The organism is Streptomyces sp. NBC_00252, assembly GCF_036187565.1.
Classification (GTDB): Bacteria; Actinomycetota; Actinomycetes; order Streptomycetales; family Streptomycetaceae; genus Streptomyces.
In genome coordinates this window covers 3,655,651-3,674,101 of record NZ_CP108087.1, presented here as the reverse complement: position 1 = coordinate 3,674,101, position 18,451 = coordinate 3,655,651, and the positions used below count along the sequence as shown (strand labels likewise).

At 68.3% G+C, this 18,451-nt stretch carries 13 protein-coding genes, 1 tRNA gene and 2 pseudogenes; 6 read left to right on the top strand and 10 right to left on the bottom strand.

The genetic code is table 11. The features are described 5' to 3' along the window. Entirely contained in the window at window positions 1-1,725 is a 1,725-nt protein-coding gene (locus tag OHT77_RS15730; RefSeq protein ID WP_328829065.1) for a beta-ketoacyl-[acyl-carrier-protein] synthase family protein, read from the bottom strand. A 456-nt stretch (window positions 1,726-2,181) separates the two neighbouring features. On the opposite strand from OHT77_RS15730, the gene OHT77_RS15725 reads away from it, so the two are divergent. Next, window positions 2,182-4,578 carry an endonuclease/exonuclease/phosphatase family protein gene (locus tag OHT77_RS15725; RefSeq protein ID WP_328834251.1) on the top strand — a complete coding sequence of 799 codons (2,397 nt, stop codon included), beginning with the start codon at window positions 2,182-2,184 and terminating at the stop codon, window positions 4,576-4,578. 169 nt (window positions 4,579-4,747) lie between these two features. On the opposite strand, the gene OHT77_RS15720 is transcribed toward OHT77_RS15725, so the two are convergent. After that, window positions 4,748-6,064, bottom strand: a complete 1,317-nt coding sequence (locus tag OHT77_RS15720) for an acyltransferase family protein (protein ID WP_328829063.1) — start codon at window positions 6,062-6,064, stop codon at window positions 4,748-4,750. Between the two features lie 445 nt (window positions 6,065-6,509). Between OHT77_RS15720 and OHT77_RS15715 the strand changes: the two genes are divergently transcribed. Together OHT77_RS15715 and OHT77_RS15710 are read left to right on the top strand one after the other, a co-directional pair. Then, window positions 6,510-7,046, top strand: a complete 537-nt coding sequence (locus OHT77_RS15715; RefSeq protein WP_328829062.1) for a lamin tail domain-containing protein — start codon at window positions 6,510-6,512, stop codon at window positions 7,044-7,046. 193 nt (window positions 7,047-7,239) lie between these two features. Continuing rightward, window positions 7,240-7,467: a hypothetical protein gene (locus OHT77_RS15710; RefSeq protein ID WP_328829061.1), complete on the top strand. Its 228-nt coding sequence runs from the start codon at window positions 7,240-7,242 to the stop codon at window positions 7,465-7,467. A 214-nt stretch (window positions 7,468-7,681) separates the two neighbouring features. Here OHT77_RS15710 and OHT77_RS15705 read toward each other — a convergent pair whose 3' ends face one another. Continuing rightward, complete coding sequence (locus OHT77_RS15705) at window positions 7,682-7,885, bottom strand: hypothetical protein (protein WP_328829059.1); 204 nt, start codon at window positions 7,883-7,885, stop codon at window positions 7,682-7,684. Between OHT77_RS15705 and OHT77_RS15700 the strand changes: the two are divergent. Further along, window positions 7,840-8,786, top strand: a pseudogene (locus tag OHT77_RS15700) (tyrosine-type recombinase/integrase); the annotation flags it as partial. The gene OHT77_RS15705 and the pseudogene OHT77_RS15700 overlap by 46 nt on opposite strands. A gap of 78 nt (window positions 8,787-8,864) precedes the next feature. Here the strand turns inward: OHT77_RS15700 and OHT77_RS15695 are convergent. From OHT77_RS15695 to OHT77_RS15665, 7 genes are all read right to left on the bottom strand, one after another. Next, window positions 8,865-9,374 (bottom strand): hypothetical protein, encoded by a 510-nt coding sequence (locus OHT77_RS15695; protein WP_328829058.1) that lies wholly within the window; start codon window positions 9,372-9,374, stop codon window positions 8,865-8,867. A gap of 190 nt (window positions 9,375-9,564) precedes the next feature. Next, window positions 9,565-9,625 (bottom strand) — tRNA-Arg (locus OHT77_RS15690). Window positions 9,626-10,518: 893 nt separating this feature from the next. Next, complete coding sequence (locus tag OHT77_RS15685; protein WP_328829056.1) at window positions 10,519-10,992, bottom strand: hypothetical protein; 474 nt, start codon at window positions 10,990-10,992, stop codon at window positions 10,519-10,521. 63 nt (window positions 10,993-11,055) lie between these two features. Then, window positions 11,056-12,813 (bottom strand): hypothetical protein, encoded by a 1,758-nt coding sequence (locus OHT77_RS15680; RefSeq protein WP_328829055.1) that lies wholly within the window; start codon window positions 12,811-12,813, stop codon window positions 11,056-11,058. Window positions 12,814-12,818: 5 nt separating this feature from the next. Next, window positions 12,819-13,451 carry a hypothetical protein gene (locus OHT77_RS15675; protein WP_328829053.1) on the bottom strand — a complete coding sequence of 211 codons (633 nt, stop codon included), beginning with the start codon at window positions 13,449-13,451 and terminating at the stop codon, window positions 12,819-12,821. Window positions 13,452-13,622: 171 nt separating this feature from the next. Beyond that, window positions 13,623-13,910 (bottom strand): hypothetical protein, encoded by a 288-nt coding sequence (locus OHT77_RS15670; RefSeq protein ID WP_328829051.1) that lies wholly within the window; start codon window positions 13,908-13,910, stop codon window positions 13,623-13,625. Beyond that, on the bottom strand, window positions 13,897-17,256 hold the full coding sequence (locus OHT77_RS15665) for a CHAT domain-containing protein (protein ID WP_328829049.1): 3,360 nt from the start codon (window positions 17,254-17,256) through the stop codon (window positions 13,897-13,899). The genes OHT77_RS15670 and OHT77_RS15665 overlap by 14 nt, the downstream gene beginning before the upstream one ends. Before the next feature lie 160 nt (window positions 17,257-17,416). Here OHT77_RS15665 and OHT77_RS15660 point away from each other — a divergent pair. After that, a pseudogene (locus OHT77_RS15660) lies at window positions 17,417-17,512 on the top strand (IS5/IS1182 family transposase); the annotation flags it as partial. A 486-nt stretch (window positions 17,513-17,998) separates the two neighbouring features. Further along, window positions 17,999-18,418 carry a transposase gene (locus tag OHT77_RS45030; RefSeq protein WP_443048210.1) on the top strand — a complete coding sequence of 140 codons (420 nt, stop codon included), beginning with the start codon at window positions 17,999-18,001 and terminating at the stop codon, window positions 18,416-18,418. Window positions 18,419-18,451: the final 33 nt, after the last annotated feature.

Below are 18,451 nucleotides of genomic sequence, written 5' to 3'. Positions count from 1 at the left end.
CTACCCAACCCGCCGAAGCGCCAGCACCGCGTTATGCCCCCCGAACCCGAACGAATTGCTTAGCGCCAGATCCCCGCCCCCGGGCAACTCCCGCCCCACCCCCGTCACCACATCCAGCCCGATCGCGTCATCCACGTCCGCATCCCCCACCCCCACGGTCGGCGGCACCACCCCGTGATGCAGGGTCAGTACCGTCGCCACCGCCTCCACCCCGCCCGCGGCGCCCTGCAGATGCCCGAGATGCCCCTTGATCGCGGTGACAGGAACGTTTCTGCGGCCGAATACCGCGCGCAGCGCACCCGCCTCCGCGAGATCCCCCTCGACCGTCGCCGTCGCATGGGCGTTCACATGGACGACGTCCGCGACATGCCCGCCCGCGTCCCGCACCGCCCGCCGCACGGCGAGTGCGACCCCGGCGCCCGACGGATCCGGCGCCGCCATGTGGTGCGCGTCGGCGGACAGACCCCACCCGGCCGCCTCGCAGTAGATCCGCGCTCCCCGCGCGCGTGCGTGCTCCTCGGCCTCCAGGACGAGCACCCCCGCGCCCTCCCCGTTCACGAACCCGTCCCGGTCCTTGCCGAACGGCCGCGACGGCGACGACCCGTCCACCACACCCCGCGTGGACAGCGCCCGCATCGCCGCGAACGACGCCATGATCGCCGGCGTGACGACCGCCTCGGCCCCGCCCGCGAGGGCGACGTCGATCCGGCCGTACCGTATGCGGTCGATCGCCGACCCGATGGCCTCCGTGCCGGAGGCGCACGCCGCCGTGACCGTGCGGGCCTCGCCGGTGATGTGCAGGTCGAGGGAGACCTGGGACGAGGCCTGCGACGGCACCGTCATGGGCGTGGTCAGCGGGGAGACCGCGCGCGGCCCCTTGTCGCGCAGCTTGCGGTCGCCACCGACGAGGATGGACGCGTCCCCGAGGATCGTCCCGAGGCTGATCCCGATCCGCTCGGGATCGAGCCCGCTCTCGCGCGTGCCGCCCGCCACGAACCCGGCGTCGCCCCACGCCTCCCGCGCGGCCAGCACCGCGAACTGCGCGGCCCGGTTCATCCGCCGCGCCGCCGCCCGCGGCAACAGCTCCGCCGGGTCCACGGGCACGGTCCCGGCCACCCGCACGGGCAGCTCCGCGAACTCCTCGCCGTCCAACTCCCGTATCCCATGCCGCCCTTCGAGCAGCCCCCGCCACAGCTCGCCGACCCCGACCCCGAGCGGCGTGACGGCACCGAGCCCGGTCACCACCACCCGCCGCGGCCCACCGACCGCCGCCGTCGCCCGCTCCGGCCGCGGCAGATGCCGTACGACATGCTCCGCGTCCGCCCAGTCCCGGACCTCGGCGTCGGACGCGACCTCGTCCGTGCTCCCGTCGAGGTCCCGGTGCCACACGCCCCAGCGGCGTACGTACGACACCTCGTCCGCGCCCGGGTCGACCACCCGCAGCGAGGTCACCCGGTCGCCCTCGCGGAACTCGGCGCCGGTGAGGTCGTCGGAGACGAGGTGCGGGATCGCGCCGGGGTTCAGGCGGCGGCACGCGCTGATGACGCGGCGGTCGCGGCCGAGCACCTCGTCGTGGTCGGTGCCGCCGAGCGGGGGCCGCAGGGTGACGCGGATCGTCTCGGGGGTCTCGGGGAGGGTGTGCGTCACGACGTACCAGCAGGCGCGCCCGGCGTCGTCCGGGGTCAGCGCGATCAGATCGCCCGGGATGACCTCGGCGGCGGACACCGGATGGGGAGCGAACGGAACGTCCGACGAATCCGACGAGTCATGCAAATGGGGCGAATTGGACATAGTTCTACACACTCCCTGGGTCAGAACGGACTTATGGTGCGCTGCAAACCATCCCGAGTGAACTGGACGAAACCGGAAAAGGCCACGGTTGAAAGATGAACCGATTACGCCCCGGGAGCTCTCAAGGTCCGCTGAAATAGGGTGAGTTGTCCAATTGATCACCAGGGTTATGTGTGGAACGTCACTTTCGTGGCCGTCCCAGCCGTCCCCGCACTCACTTGTTCCCTGGATTTAACGCAAGGCCCTCTGGCAACTCCCTTTCTACGCGCGTAACTTGAGCCGACTCCCCACAGGCACCCCGGTATCGGCAGCCAGACGAAGCACGAGGAGACCGCCAGCGTGTCCAGACCTGAAGGGCGCGGACCCCGCGCCCACCGCACCGCCCAAGCGATCGTCGCGGTCGGCGCCGCGGGAGCGTTCGCCTTCACCGCCCTGCCCAGCGCGTCCGCAACTCCCTCCGCCTCGGCGGTGATTGCCGAGGTGTACGGCGGCGGGGGCAACTCGGGAGCCACCCTGACCCGGGACTTCGTGGAGCTCGGCAACGCCGGTTCCGCGGCCTACGACCTGTCGGGCTACAGCGTCCAGTACCTCCCCGGCACCCCGTCCGCCGGCTCCACCTGGCAGGTCACCGCCCTCACCGGCGCGATCGCCCCCGGCGCCCGCTACCTGGTCGGCGAGGGCACCGGCAGCGGCGGTACGACCGCGCTGCCCACCACCGACGCCACCGGCTCGATCGCGATGAGCGCCACCTCCGGCACCATCGCCCTGGTCTCCGGCACCGCCGCGCTGACCTGCAAGACCGCCGCCGACTGCGCGGCCGACCCGAGCATCGTCGACCTCGCGGGCTACGGCACCGCGGTCGTCCGCGAGGGCAGCGGCCCGGCCACCGGCGCCTCCAACACGGGCGCGGTCGCCCGCGCCGACTCGCTCGCCGACACCGACGACAACGCGGCCGACTTCACCGGCGGCACCCCGACACCGGTCAACTCGGCTGGCCAGACGGCCGGTTCGGGCGACGGCGGAGGTGACGGCGGCGGCGACGGCGGTTCGACCGACCCCGGCACGGTCCGCGTCCACGACATCCAGGGCACGACCCGCCTCTCGCCGTACGCGGGCCAGACGGTCACCCGCGTCCCCGGCATCGTCACCGGCGTCCGCGGCAGCGGCTCCCTCGGCTACTGGATCCAGGACCCGACCCCCGACACCGACCCGCGCACCAGCGAGGCCGTGTTCGTCTACACCGGCTCCGCCAAGCCCGCGGTGGCGGTGGGCGATTCGGTCCTGGTCACCGGCAAGGTCACCGAGTACTACCCGAGCAGCACCAGCCAGTCGAACACCGAGATCGGCGGACCGACCACCACGGTCCTCTCCAGCGGCAACCCGCTCCCCGACGCGGTCGCGCTGAACGCCACCTCGGTCCCCGACGCCTACATCCCCACCGCGTCCGGCGGCAGCATCGAGTCCCTCGCGCTCCAACCGGCCGTCTACGCCCAGGACTTCTTCGAGTCCCTGGAGGGCATGCGGGTCACCTTCGCCGACGCCCGTGTCGTCGGCGCGAGCGACGCGTACGGCGAGCTGTGGGTCACCGTGAAGCCCAAGGAGAACGCCACGGCACGCGGCGGCACCCTCTACTCCTCCTACGACCAGCCCAACACCGGCCGTATCGAGGTGATGTCGCTCGACACGACCTCAACCTTTTCCGCGGCCAACGTCGGTGACGAGCTGTCAGGTGTCACGACCGGCCCTCTCGACTACTCCACCTACGGCGGCTACAACGTCCAGGCCACCCAGCTCGGCACTCTCGTCGACAAGGGCCTGAAGCAGGAGGTGACCCGCCGTCAGAAGAAGGACGAGCTCGCGGTCGCCACGTACAACGTCGAGAACCTGGACGCGCTCGACACCCAGGAGAAGTTCGACCGGCTCGCCGAGGGCGTCGCGGTCAACCTCAACTCGCCCGATGTCGTGGCCCTGGAGGAGATCCAAGACGACAACGGCGCGACGAACGACGGCACGGTGACTGCCGAGGCCACCCTGAAGCGCTTCACGGACGCGGTCCGCGCGGCCGGCGGCCCGGCGTACAAGTGGCGTTACATCTCGCCGACGAACAACGCGGACGGCGGCGAGCCCGGCGGCAACATCCGCCAGGTCTTCCTCTTCAACCCGAAGCGGGTCTCCTTCACCGACCACAAGGGCGGCGACGCGACCACCGCCACGAGCGTGGTGAAGACCCGCAAGGGCGTCCAACTCACCTACTCCCCGGGCCGGATCGACCCGACCGACGCGGCCTGGGAGGACAGCCGCAAGCCGCTGGTCGGCGAGTTCACCTTCCAGGGCGAGCAGGTCTTCGTGATCGCCAACCACTTCGTCTCCAAGGGCGGCGACCAGCCCATCCACGGCCGCTACCAGCCCCCGGCCCGCAGCTCGGAGACCCAGCGCGCGGCCCAGGCGGCGGAGGTCAACACCTTCGTCAAGTCCCTGCTGGCGGCGGACAGGAACGCCAAGGCGGTCGTCCTCGGCGACCTCAACGACTACGAGTTCTCCCAGACGGTGACCACCCTGACGGCCGGCAAGGTCCTCAAGCCCCTGATCACCACCCTCCCCGCCGCCGAGCGCTACACCTACGTCTACGACGGCAACTCCCAGACCCTGGACCACATCCTCACCAGCCCCGCGGTGACGTCCTTCAACTACGACGTGGTCCACATCAACGCGGAGTTCGCCGACCAGGCAAGCGACCACGACCCGCAGATAGTCCGCATCGACCTGTCGAAGTGCCGTAGGCACTAGGCCTGTTGGAGGCCGACGGGGGGCGAGACCGGCGCAAGCCGTCCCGCCCCCCTTGGCCTCCAGTGCCAGGGTCCCGTCAGCCTTCCAACGCCGGGCAGGGCAGCTCCCCAGGGGCGCGGGGAACTGCGCGACCAGCCCCAACGCACCCGCACCCGAAAGACAACACAAGCTACACAGACGTAAGACGCACACCCCGGCCCACCGAACTCCGCCCCGTCACCATGACCAGCCCAACCCCCACCACCAGCCCCACCGCAGGCACCACCGGAAACCGCCCCCCATAGGCAAACCCATGCCCGGCAAACCACACCAACGCACTCACACTCGACACCAACCCAAGCCCCAACGCCCAAGGCCGCCGAGGCAGATCACCAGGCCGCGTCCGCTCGTACACCGCGGAAAGCCCCCGCTCCAACGGCCCCAACACCCCGACCACCCCCACCAGCAACACCCCGAGCACAACCACCCACGGCACCCGCAACACCCACCAGCCCCCCGACCCGTACCCCGGTTCGGGAGCGAGCCCGGTGAGGTAGAAGCCCGCCGCGACGATCAGCACCGGCACCATGTGCCACAGATAGAGCGTCATGCTGACACCCCCCAACGGCCGCACCACCCGCCAGAGCCGCTCCCGCTCCAACACCCGCCGCAGCACCGGCGCGACCACCAGCGCCACCCCCACCTGCCCGACCACCCAGGCCAGCATCGCGGCGGACGGAGGATTGGTGTTGCTCGGACTCTGCCCGGTCACCAGGATCAGGCTCACCGGAAACGGCCCGAACGTGACCAGCGCGGCGAAGGCGAGCGCGCCACCCACGGCCATGCAGGCGGGGAGGCCGGAGCGTTCGGTGAGGAGCATGTCCCGCCAGCAGAAGCCCAGTTGGTAGGTGACACCCCACACGAGCACGTAGTTGAGGAGCCCTACGAGCGGCGCGTGCAAGCCGACCACCAGCGCGTCCGCGACCAGAGCGACCGCTCCCATCACCACCGGCACCCGCAACCCCCACCGCCGATGTGCCGCGTACAGCAAGGGAGTTGCCGCACTGAGCAGCAGATACACGGGCAGGAACCAGAACTGCATGGCCATCGCCCACCCGACGAGCGCGAGGATGCCGCGATCCACCCCGACCGCCGAGCAGACCGCGACGGCGACCAGCACCAGCCCGCTGTACACCCCGGCAGGCAGCAGCAGCCGTAGCGCCCGCTGCCCCACCCAACCGGCTGCCGTACGCCCCTCGTTGCGGGCCCGCGCCCAGGAACCGCCTGCCGCGTGTCCGCCGGCCAGGAAGAACAGCGGCATGATCTGAAACCCCAGGGTGAGCCACTGGGTCCAGTGCACGGTGGCGAGCAACTCCGGCGCGCTGATGGTCCCGTCGGGGTCCCGCACCAACCCGGTGATCAGCCAGTGCCCGAACACCACGAGCACGATCGCCCAAGCGCGCAAGAAGTCGACGTAGCGATCCCGGCCCCCGCTCAAGGTCCCCATGGGTCGCCATGGTGCCTTCGCCGCAACGGAGTTGACGGTCAGTGGCGCCGTCCCGCAACCAATCCGTGCCCGTCACGACACCCGCCTGGACGCCGAAGTACTGTTACTACCAGTAACAACGTGCAGGTGGGAGGCCTGTCGTTACTCACTTTCGGGTGACGCTCCCCACGGGCCCGGGGTGGCGCACCGTGGCGATCGCGGAGCATGGACCAGTGCCCGCAAGGGCCGTCCGCTCACCGGCGCGTCAACCTGGTGCATCAGGTACATAAATGGACGGTACAGGCGACAGTCACGGAAACACGACTGACTCGTAACACGATTCACGTATCGCTCATATCCCGAGCGTGCGGTGGAGAAGGTGTGGGTGTGCGGCCAACAGGCCGCCACCCGCACACCGCACAGCCCGGGGTCCGGCCGTAGCCGTATCCAGGGAGGTGCCCGCACCATGCTGGGGGAACCCGTGACCTCTTCACCTTCCGTGTCCGTCCGCCGTCTGGCCGCCGCCGCGCTCGCGGCCGGCGCTCTCGTCGGCGCGGCGGCACTGCCGGCGACCGCTGCCGACCACCACGCGGCCCGGTCGAACGTGGAGATCAGCCGCGTGCAGTACGACTCTCCGGGACCGGAGGACCGCTCCAACCGCTCCCTGAACAACGAGTGGGTGGAGATCACCAACCACACCCGCACCGCCGTGAACCTCGACGGCTGGAAGCTGTCGAACAAGGGCGGCGAGACCTACACCTTCCGCCACTACCGCCTGGGCGGCCACGCCACCGTCCGCGTCCACACCGGTGTCGGCCGCGACACCAACCGCGACCTCTACCAGGACCGCCACAACTACATCTGGGACAACCGCGCCGACACCGCCACCCTCCGCAACGACCACCGCCGCCTCGTGGACGACACGTCCTGGGGCAACCACGGTGGCGGGCACGGGGGCGGCGGTCACAACGGGGGCGGTCACGGTGGTGGGGGCCACCGCTGATCGCCTGCAGTACGACGTCATGACGCCGAGGCGGTGACGTGATGACGGGCGGCGCGCTTCCCTTTCCAGGGGGCGCGCCGCTCGCGTCTGTTCCCGGACGGCTGCCGGCCGCCAACTGCCCCACCACCCGAGCCGATTTGAGCACTGGATAGCCTCGTTGCGATCACATGGCAGCGACGGGGGAGTTCACGCGATGGCGAAGAAGCCGGTACGCGCGGCACTGGGAGACATCTGGCTCAAGTGCCTTGTCTGCCAAGGAGATCTGTTCCGAGACCGAGGCGTCCTGCTCAACAGCACCGGCATGGAATTCATGAAACTCGCCTGGGCCGACGAAAACGCCACCGGCCTGATCTGCTGGCGCTGCGGCTACGTCCACCTGTTCGTGAACAGGGACATCAAGCTGTACCGGGCGGACGGGTAGCGGGGGCCGAGGGGTAAGTGGCTTCGCTGGCAGGGTTGTTGGGGTTGGGGTTGGGGTTGGGGTTGGGGTTGGGGTTGGTGCCGGTGCCGGCACCGGGGCTGAGGCCAGGGCTGAGGTCGGGGCTGGGGCCGCGGGCTGGACGTGGAGCGGGGGCGGCAAGCCGGCGGAGGGTCCGGGCATCGCAATACCCGGGTCACTTCGCTGCGCGGCGCGCCTACCGACCCCCGACGACCGGCCCGGTGGCCTGGACTCGCTCTGCGGCGAGCATCCGCGCGAGGTCGTCGCGCGCGCTGTCGAGCGTGGCGAGCATCTGCATCCGGGTCTGCTCGAAGCGGGGCTCGGTCTCGACACCGAGGTCATGCCGCAGCGTAGCGGCCGGAAGCGATCGCGGCGGCCGTGCGGTGGATCGAGAAGGCATCGCTCCCCGTGGGTGAGCTGCAGAGATCGTGCGAGTGCATGAGCTGATCGACGGGTTGGGCCGGAGGATGGACGGCAAACCTGCGGCGACGCAGGCGTACCGCCGACGCAGGGCGGTGGTCTTCAACTCACTTGAATACGCAGTGGAATTGGAGTACTTGCAGTCCAACCCGCTGAGCCGGGTGCGGCGCAAGCGGGGCAAGCGTGCGGTGCAGGAGGTTGACCGTCGGGTGGTGGTCAATCCTCGGCAGGCTCGTGAATTGCTGACCGCTCTCACCTGCGTGGGTGGCTATGAGCGTGCGAGCGGCCGACGGCTGAAGGCGTTCTTCGGGTGCCTGTACTACGCGGCCATGCGGCCGGGCGAGACGCTGGGACTCCGCCGCTCCGACTGCACACTTCCGGCGTCCGGCTGAGGGCGGATTGAGCTGGCGGAGACCCGCCCCACGGCAGGGAAGGCGTGGACGGACTCCGGGGAGGCCCACGATCGGCGCGGCCTGAAGCAACGGGCCAGCGGCGAAGTGCGCATCGTGCCGATTCCGCCTCCGCTGGTGCGACTGCTCCGCGAGCACCTGAAGGAGTTCGGTACGGCGAAGGACGGCCGGCTGTTCTCCAGCGAGCGGGGCAACGTGATCGCGGCCTCGTCGTACTCCCGCGCGTGGAAACAGGCTCGGGAACTGGCGCTCGTACCGCATCAGGTGTCGTCGGTCCTGGCCTTCCGGCCGTACGACCTTCGGCACGCGGGCGTCTCTCAGTGGCTCAACTCCGGTGTACCCGCACCTGAAGTGGCCGCACGTACCGGTCACTCGGTTGACGTCCTGCTGAAGATCTACGCCAAGTGCATCGACGGCCAGGAGCAGGAGATGAACGACCGGATCTTGAAGGGGTTGGGGGAGGGGGTGTAAACGCGAGGCGCATGACCAGCGAGTGGCCTGGTCAGGTTCGCCGAGGGAGCCCCGGAGAGATCCGGGGCTCCCTCGGCGTTACTGCACATCTGAGGAAGCAAGCTTGATGAATTGCTCCACGACCTCGCGTGCCTGTGTGGCCAGGGCTTGCACTTCCGTCTTGTCGACTGCCTTGTGCAAAGTGGACGTCAGCGCGTAGGCATCCTGCGCGGCATCGATCAGTGTCTGCCCGCTCGCTATGAGCTGGACGCGGAACAGGGCGTGGAGGGCGGTCCCGCGGAGCCGGTAGGCCTCCGTGCGAGCTTCGACGAACGCAATGCTGTCGGGGTCCTCGTGTCTGCGGTACCAGCGATCTTGTTGCCCCCGTCGGAACTCCGTCAGCGCTCCGGCGAAGTCGCTGTAGACGGTCATCCGGTCAGAGCGCAGTTGACGCTGGGCCGCGAACAACTGGTCCCGTGCGGTCGCCTTGCGCTGAAACGCGTGCGTGACAGCCGAACCCAACAACGTCCCCACAATGGCGATTAACGCTGAGATAGCACCATCCACTGAAGCAGGACACCACAAGATCGTTTGCTTGCCCAGATCCATAATGAGCCTTGCTTGGACCCCTCGGAAAGAGGGCCTGGCCTGCGGAGAGGTTCGACAAGATCATTACGTCGTCATTGCGTGATCACTGGCAAACGGCTGCTTTCGGCGGCACTCGCCTGCATAAACGCGAAGACCCCGTCTTCAGCTAGAGCGCTGATGGCGGGGTCTTTAGGCACCAAATACAAGGTGCCCCCGGCAGGATTCGAACCTGCGCACACGGCTCCGGAGGCCGTCGGATTCCCAGCTGTTCTTGCAGGTCAGGAGCCTGCCTGACAGGTTGTCAGGCTCGCCGTCCCGCGCATGTCCCACGGAAATGAAATGCCCTGTTTGGTCGTCTTGTGTCGATCATTCCCTGCGGTGGTCGATCCATGCACCATGACGTAGATCACGACTTCCGCGGCCAAGCGTAGGGGGTATATGGTGCGCCCTTCAATCGAACGGGGCGGCGGTCCGGAGTGCGCGGGACGAACGAAGTGCGCCGGCTGCGCGCCCCGCTCGGTAGGGGTGCTCCTGTGCGGTGCCCAGGCAAACGGTGGTCGGCTGCGCGTCCTACGGCTACCTGTCGGGATGCGCCGGAGCGGGTGGCCATGGTGAGTTTCCTGCTTCCGGTGGGTTCGGCGCGCAGGCTCGGCGACGCCGTGTCTGCGGGCAGGCGCTGCGGCCCTGCCCGGCACGGTGAGCGGCGTCGGCCGGCGGGCAGGACTCGAACGGGCCCCGACAGCGAACATGCGAGTCGGACGCCGGGCGGATTGCCGACGGCTGCAGACCGGCGGGTGAAAGCCGGCTTGGGACGGACAGCGCACTCTCCGAGGCTGGGTTGCGCAGCGAGGTCCGCGACCCCTTTTGTGCCGTAGCCTCGGAGGTGCGGGCTACGGGGAGCCGACGGTGCCCCGAAGGGTTCGCCGGAAGGTTCGGCCGCATCTGGCCGTGAATGCAGACGCTGTCGTGTGAAGTTGTGGGCTGGTTCGGGACAGGGCCTTTCGACGTGCGGGCAGGTGGTGACGGTGGGCTATCAATGATCCGCGTGATCGCCGGTTTCGGTAACCGGCGATCGTCGGCTATGTTGCGCGGCTCGAAGCGGGGAACGTGACCGAGGACGGGCTTCTGAACTCCTGCGCTGGACCGTGCGTTGTCGGGAGTTGATTCAGAGTGCACGCCTTCTGCGGATGGGCAGGATACTCAGGGCCATGACGCTGCCGTCGCCGTGGAACGAGATCGGGCCGTTCCATTTCCCGGCTGCATCGGTGGTGTTCATTTTCGAGCGGAGTTCGTAGGCCGCTTGCCGGTACTCTTCCACGCGGCCGTCTCTGATGAGTTCGTACAGTTCCGGGATCATGCCGGAGAATGTCTCGATGCGTACGGTCTCCATGCGGAAGACGTGGTCGGTGCCGACGAATTTCGTGTCGCCGACTTCGATGTCTGCGTCGTGGTAGCCGGATGTGGCGGCGAACGTGAGCGCGGCGTAGTGCTTTTGCCCTTGGCGTGCGGTGAGGTACCGGGCTGTGGTCGGTACTCCGCCCCCGAATGCGCTCAAGGCCGCTGTCGCGGTGCGGGCCAAGAGCTGGCCGAACCAGCCGAGGTCGTCCTCGGACACCTGGAAGCCGTCGATGGTCCGCACCCTTTTGCCCCCGCTGGCTGGTATGCGAATGGCGTTGGGGTGTGGGGGAGACGTCACGGCTGTCTACTCGCCGGGCTTGAAGTACGTCGCGTCCATGCACGGATCAGGCTGGAGGTCCCGGATGCCGAGTAGGCGATGGGCGTCCTCCGCGCACCGGGACCTCAGCCGCGCTGTGGCCGTGTTTACCTCTCGGCACTGCTCTGACGAAAGGTAGAAGCTCAGCGGCACCAAATGATCCCATGCGTCGAAGACCGGCCAGAGTCTCCCCGACCCATCCGGTCCCGACTCCGGGTTCCGGCCAGCCAGTTGTACGTAGTGGTGGACGGCGGCGGCCACTACTCCTTCGTCCACTCGTGGCGGAAGGGCAGGGAGGATGTCCACCCCGCCGTCGGAGCTGTAGACGAGGACGATGGCCTTCGGCGTATCGCTGCCGAGGTATCGGACGGGGTTGTTGTAACGGCTGCCCCTGCCGGGGTCGCCCAGTCCGGCCGCCAGACCGTCGAGAATGACACCGAGCGCATGACACCGTCCGTACGGATCGACGAGAAGAGCACCGTCCATCGCGGTGAGCCGGGTGACTAGATCCTCGGTGAGCCTGGCGGGCTCGACCGTGATGGCCTGGGGGTACAGCCGCGCGGCCTCCGCGGCGGCGTCGTCAGAGATGACGAGCATCGCACCATGTCGGTGCCGCCCGGCGGCGTGCGCGAGGCGCACGAGTAGATCGGTGTCCGCGTTCGGAAAGAAGCGGTCGATCAGGTCTCGGAGCCGTCTGTCGTCGAGGGGAGGCGACGGCAGGGTGGCCTCGCCGTCCCGGACACTGAGCAGCCGTTGGCCGTTGTGAACGAGGTCCCATGCTCCCCGTCCGTTGAACGACACAAGGAGAGCTGAGCCCTCGTGACCGCGGGTGACTCGGCCCAGTCCATGAACGCGTCCCTCGTCATCGAGCAGCAGAGCGGTGTCCTCGCCGCTGGTCTCCATCAGCTTGCGCAGCATCCGCTTGTCCCGCAGGGCGATCGCCGTGTTGAGGCGCAGCGAGACTTCGACGTCATCCACGTCTCGTGTCGCGAGCACGAGGGCCCCGATACCCGGCCGCCCTTCGTACGGCAGCGTCGAGAGCGCGTTGAGGAACGTGTCCTGCTGCATCGAGTGGCGGCCGGTGATGCCTGCCTGGGCCCCCCGCACCAGACGGCCGGCCGCGCAGCGGACGATCTCGGAGGTCGATGCTCTCAGGGGCATGATCCGGTCCTCGGGGACAGGAGCCCGTAAGGCAGCCCACGACCGGTCCAGAACCTCCTCCATCAGGGCATGCACCAGCGACGGAACCCTGCCGCGGTCACGCTGGGGCCACGGCAGCAGGGGCACCCGGTCCAACGGTTCCGTTTCAAGTCCGAGAAGGACATATGTGTCGAAGCCTTCCGCGCGCACCGAGCGGCCGGCGAAGAAGGTCCAGCGCGAACTGGCAGGATGCCTGGTGAGCACCTCCGCGACGAGGCGACCGCGCCGTTCGTCGAGCAGCTCGCGACTCCGTCCATTGCCGACGGGCGTGACACGGGAGGGCGGGTGGTCGAAGTGATCCCCGTCGTCGGTCTCGGCCAGCAGGGCAGGGACATCCTTGAAGTCATCCGGTATATAGGGTGTGTCCGCGGGCCCGACACGAATCTCGGTGCTCTGGAGCGTGTCCGTACGAAGACCTACCAACAGGGCTGTGCAGGCGCCGGGAAAGCCGATCACCCGACACGCCTCCTGCGCGGCTCTGCGCACGGCGTCGCAGTAGGGCTCGTGGCGGTCCCAGAGCCGGTCCGGTCCTTCGATACGGTTCACCGCTCTCATCGTCGGTGGGCGAAGGGACGTGGTGTCTGGAAGTCCGTTGCCCGAAGGGCCGATTCGGCACTGGCGTACCGGACCGGGCTCCATTCGTCCAGCAGTATCTCCCCCCGGGTCAGGCGATCGGTGAAGTACTCGCCACGGAGGACCTCGCCGTCAAGACCTCCGAGGACCGCTTCGGCCGATCCACGGTGGCGGTCGCTCCGGTGACGCAGAGCGGGGCGAGGTGTGTTCTCGTACGCCCAGCTCAGCGACCATCGCTCGTCCGGTAGATGCCTCAGCCGGGCGTGTGACGAAGTGGAGGACGATTCCTCGGTGAAGAGGGTGACCCCGACGTGGAAGGGCGTCTGTGTGACGAGGACGGCTATCGACACGGGCACCGTGGCGACGCCGTCGGGATCGACATAGGACGAGACCAGGGTGCCTCGCCAGGTACCGGCGAGCAGTGGCACACCGGTGAACCGGCGCACCAACACCCAACGCCATATGTACCGTTCATAGGCCAGCAGCAGCATGGTCACCACCGTGCCCGCGACGGAGTAGAGCCGCAGGGGAGTCGGCGAGAGCCGCTGTCCCGTCAGGAGAGCCAGGACCAGCCAGACCAGCGCCACGATGCCCACGGTGATCTGCGCCATGATTCGACCTTGCATCTGACCCCTTTTCGGCACTGGCACGATTCGCTCGACCAGGGGCCTCCATGCCCGGCTCCCCTTTTCCGGCACGACGATGCGCCATACATACCCGGCGACTCGTCCCTTTGACCGTCCAGCCGCCGTGAGCGGGCGCCCAACCCTCGACATGGAGCGTCACCACGGTGATTTCGCCACGATGCGTTCGAGTTTGGCGGCCACCTGCTCCCAGGTCGGCCGTACGGTGTCGCCCTTGGTGTCGTCGATCAGGAGGGCGGCGAAGATCGAGTGACCTCTGGGCAGCGCGGGCGCGACGTGGTCGATGATGACACTCATCAGTTCCTCGTCGTCGTGTGCCAGAGCGCGCATGGCACCGATGACGCGGCGGCCGTCCTCCGGATCGAGCCGTGGCTCCACGTCCTCCCATCGGTCGGCAAGTTCGTTGATGGCGTCACGCAGGGCCACTGCCCGTTTCACCATCCTCACGGTGCCGCTCGACCCGGACACCGTAATGGGCGAATCCGCCCCATGTTTCAGGGTCCGCGTAGGGACGTGCCAGGGAGTCCTTCATGAGATCGGTGAACCGCAGGGCCGCCAGCTCCAGTGCGAGACCGCGCGGAAGGTTCGGATGCCGCCCCTGAGCGGGTCGCCCTCTGCCGAGTTCCACCAGGTCCTGGACGGTCAGCCGGGCAAGCCACAACTGGGCCGTGCGTAGGGCTGTGGCGGCCTCGGTTCCGTTTGCGATCTCCTCGTAGAACACGCTGAGGAGCAACGCGCTGACCCTGGCAGTGATAGGCCAGTTCGTCACCACTGCGGCCTTGGCGCCTGCCAGCAGCATTGCCGTGCCGAAGCCCACCAACTCGTCGGCAAGTACTTCGGAGGCAACCCCCGTCTCGCAGCAGGAAGCCACCACCAGGTCCAGCGCCAGCCCGTCCAACTTCAACAGATCTTCGAGGAGCAGCTTCTGACGGGAACTCAACCCGATCCACGAGCGCAGCGGGTCACCGTCGAGTGACAGGGCGTGGCAGCTGAGAAGCAGATGGGACGCGCCGGGCAATACACCGAACAGCCAATGCCTGCGATCCCCTGAATCCGGGGCACGCAGGACCGAGCCCATCGCCTGGCCGAGCAGTTGCACCTCGTGTCTCCCTAAAGGGAGTTCGGGAACCGTGACGGCCACCGCCTGCTCCGCCGCTGCGCTCGGCAGCGCTTCGATGTGCCGGGCGATGGCTGCGCTGGGCAGGTACCGCACCGTGGCCAGGTCCAACCAGCAGTCGCCGGTCGCGGACGCTCGCAGAGTATGGAGCGGCAGGCCGCTGAGGAGACCGGACGCGATGACGCCGACGTCGGTGATCGCGTACGCGGCCAACAGGTCGTGGACGGGGCCGGTGAGGGTGCCCAGCAGGAGATCGGCGAGTGCGGCCAGTGCCGCCGACCTTTCGACGGCGTCCGTGGCCCGGCGAAGGGCGAGCACGGCCGGACGGAGGTCGCCGGCGGCCAGCGGGGTCACGAAATACCGTGCCTCGCCGGCTGGAGGCACCAGCACCACCCAGGAGCTCAGTGCGCTGGTGCCGACGTAGAGCAATGCTCCATGGGACGCACCGTCCTTGGCTTCTGCCCCCGCCACGGTGACGCGGAATTTGTCGCGCAGTAGCTTGCCCCGGGACTCCTCGATGACGGCGACGACCCCCGCAGGGTCGCCTGCCTGAAGCGACGCCGAGACGAGCCAGCCAGCCAGGGACGACCACGACAACTGTTCCACCGGTGAGCCCAGCTCGGCGAGTTGCGCCTCGGGATGTGACGCCTGGCGATAGAGGAGATCCACGGCGGTCATGGCCGTCCTGAACGCCTCACAAGCCGCCGCCCACTGCCCTGTCGCGCAGTGCGCGCGTCCCAGGTTGTTGGCGATCACGGCGGTATGGGCCGGCAGCCGTCGCGCGGGACATGCTGCCAGGAGTTCCGTGAGGAGCCTTCTGGACCGGTCGCCGTCGAACGGCTTCACCACTGCTCCTGGTTTCCCGGCATCTTCCTCACCCGTCACGGGCATCCCGAGCATGGCGGCGTGGTTGAGCCCGGTGCGGAGCGTCTCCGGATGGTCGCGGCCCAGGCAGCTCTGTGCCTCGGCGTATGCCTTGCCCGTCAGATCGACGGCGGAAGCCAGGCGCGAGGACTCGTTGAATCCGTCCTCCAAGTACAAATCCCCGATGACGCTGGCGACGTTGGACAACGACTCGAAGCGCGCGACGTCGCCGGTCCCGAGCTGTTCCGCCGCGACGGCGACGGCTTCCGCCTCCTCGGCGATCTGGTCGAGGGTGCAGGTCCCGGGATCGAGCAGCCGCAACTGGTGGCGTGCGGACACCCGGTTGGACCGGAGTCGTACCTGTTCCGACAGGCTGAGCAGGCCGCGCTGTTCACCGTCCCGGAGGACGTCCTCGAAAACGGCCAGTGCCTGCGCGGTGGCGACACGGCGATCCCCTGAACGACGCTCGCGAAGAACCGATCCCCATGCCAACCTGGCCACCAAACGATTCCGCGGGCGCTCCGGGGTGAGGATTCCTGTCACGTGGACGGCCCACGCGAACAGCTTCTCGGCCCGCTCCTGGTTGCCGACTCGCCCGTCCTGCTGGCGATGGGCGTATGCGGCCCCGAGATTCTGCAGGATGTCGCCCAGGATACGGTCCTCGGCGGTGATGGCGGCTCGCGCGGCCTTGCCCAGAGACTGGACGGCCTCTTCTCTGGCCGAGTGGACGTCCCCCTGCTGCTGGTCCAGCAACGCGGCCCCGTAGTCGTTGAGGGCCATCAGCGTCATCGGATGGTCCGGGCCGAATACCGCCTCGGCGAGTGGCACTGCCGCACGCCCTGCGGCGATGGACACTTCCAGATCGACGGCAGACCGGTGCGGGGACTCGTAGGTCTTGACGAAGAAGACCGTGAGATCTTCGGTCAACAATGCCCGGTGAGCGGGAAGTTCCTCCACCAGCCGTAACAAGTCAGCCAGCAGGACCCGCCGTTCGTCGGCGCTCACGGCCACAGAGTCACGGATCCGCGTCAACCGTTCCCGGTCCGCAGGGTGCAGGCGGTCCATGGCATCGGCGGGTACGGGGTCGTGCGGCCAACGGCGGCGGTCCAGTTCCTCCAGCCGGTACCGAGCCGTCCGCTGGGCCTCCGGAGTGTCCAGTACAGCGAGAACCCGATGCCTGAGGGCGCCGAGCACCGGTGCCCAGGCCCGGTCCAGCAGGGCAGGATGGCGGCCCAGAACGTCCGGGACTTCCTTGGAGTCCGTCACCTCGCGGAGGGTGCAGAGGGAGTCGACCAGGTCGGGTACGACGATCTGGGAGCGCGCGCTCTGCAGCCAGGCGTTCGCGTTCTCCGGGCGGACCGGTCGACCCTCGTGCGACAGGGAACTCAGCAGGAAACCACTGTAGCGATCCACGATCTCGACGGCCTGGGCGTGTCGGAGACGGACCGTTGGACCAGCCGTCGCACCGTCCGTGTGTTTCCATGCGGTCTCCAGCAACGCGCGCTCCGCCTCGGATTGCGCGTCTGTGGGTGTGTCCGCCTGCACACTCACAAGCCAGCGGATCGGGTCGCCAGGCCGAGACACCACCACAGGCGTTGCCACGGGCACCGGTTCGTCGCACGCGGAACAACTCAGCGCCGAACAACAGCCCTTGAACAGGGCGACAGCCTCATGATCACGCCAGTCGAAAGCCCTGGGCACACGGTAGGAGTCCCGGTGCCCGCAGCTCTCGCACACGAGGAAGGGCTCGTCGATCACACGCGGGAACACGACCTCGGGCTCCGGAGTCACCCGACGATTGTGCCACCCCTGGAGACTGCGCCGCTTCAGCACCTAACGGCCGTCTCGACGGTGGAAGGAGCGGGCTCAGTCGGCAGGCCGGACAGGCGTACTGCCGACTCTCCTCGCCTGCATCACCGGATTCTCCACGGCCTGCAGCCCGACCAGCACCCTGAAATTCTGGTGGATCTTCCGCAGATCCCGATGCAGCCCAAACCACGTGCCGTCAATCGCCCAAGCCGTCCTCATCCTGGAGGGGCAACGCTGAAGAAGCTCAATGTACGAGTGGGCATGCGCCCGAAGGGGGGTCGCTGCTGATGCCCTGTCGGACTGCCGCATGCCCAGAACTGGAAGGGGCGACTGACTGCGCACCACTTCCTGCTCGCCGAGCTGAACGCGGTCGGCGAACTCGACTGGCCGCGCGTGCGTGGACGGCTCTCACGTCCGCGCAAAAAAAGGAGGGAGCGACTGGGGTCCGTCCCCGGTTGGCTTTAACGGCGCAGTTGGCCCCACCAGAATCGGCCCGACGTGAACCCATAAGCGCGTTCGATTCCGGTCCGACCTGGCCCCACCGTGCGCCGTCGGACCTGGCGAGTGGTGGGGCCGCTTCGGACCGGAACTGGGTCTGTCCGCTTTGGGCGGAGCCAGCGCAAGCCGGAGAAGTGGGGCCGCCGCAGAGCGTTAAAGCCACCCGGTTGACCGGCGGAAGACGGGCAGCACGCACTACTTGATCTGAGACGGTAAGGGCACCCCGCTGCACGTCATCACGACCGCCGTCAACGTCAACGACATCACCCAGACCCTCGACCTGGTCGATGGCATCCCGCCCGTCGCCGGACGGCCCGGCCGACCACGACGGCGACCCGAGTCCGTCCTGGGCGACAAGGCGTACGACTCCAAGGCCGTACGTCGGCAGCTGCAGCACCGAAGGATCCTGCCGGTGATCTCCCGCAAGGGCGCCCGAACATCAAGGGCCTGGGCAAGCTTCGCTACGTCGGGGAGCAGGTCTACGCCCTGCTCCACCAGTTCAAACCCCTTGCCATCCGAGCGAACGCCGCCTCGAAGTCCACGATGCCTTGGTCTCGTTGGGCTGCAGCCTCATCTGCGGGAGGCGCCTCAAGAAGGCCGGATCATGATCGCGTTACGAACTCTGAGGACTGTACGTGAACATTGATGACGAGGAGTTGCTGTCCCTGCAGTGTCATGA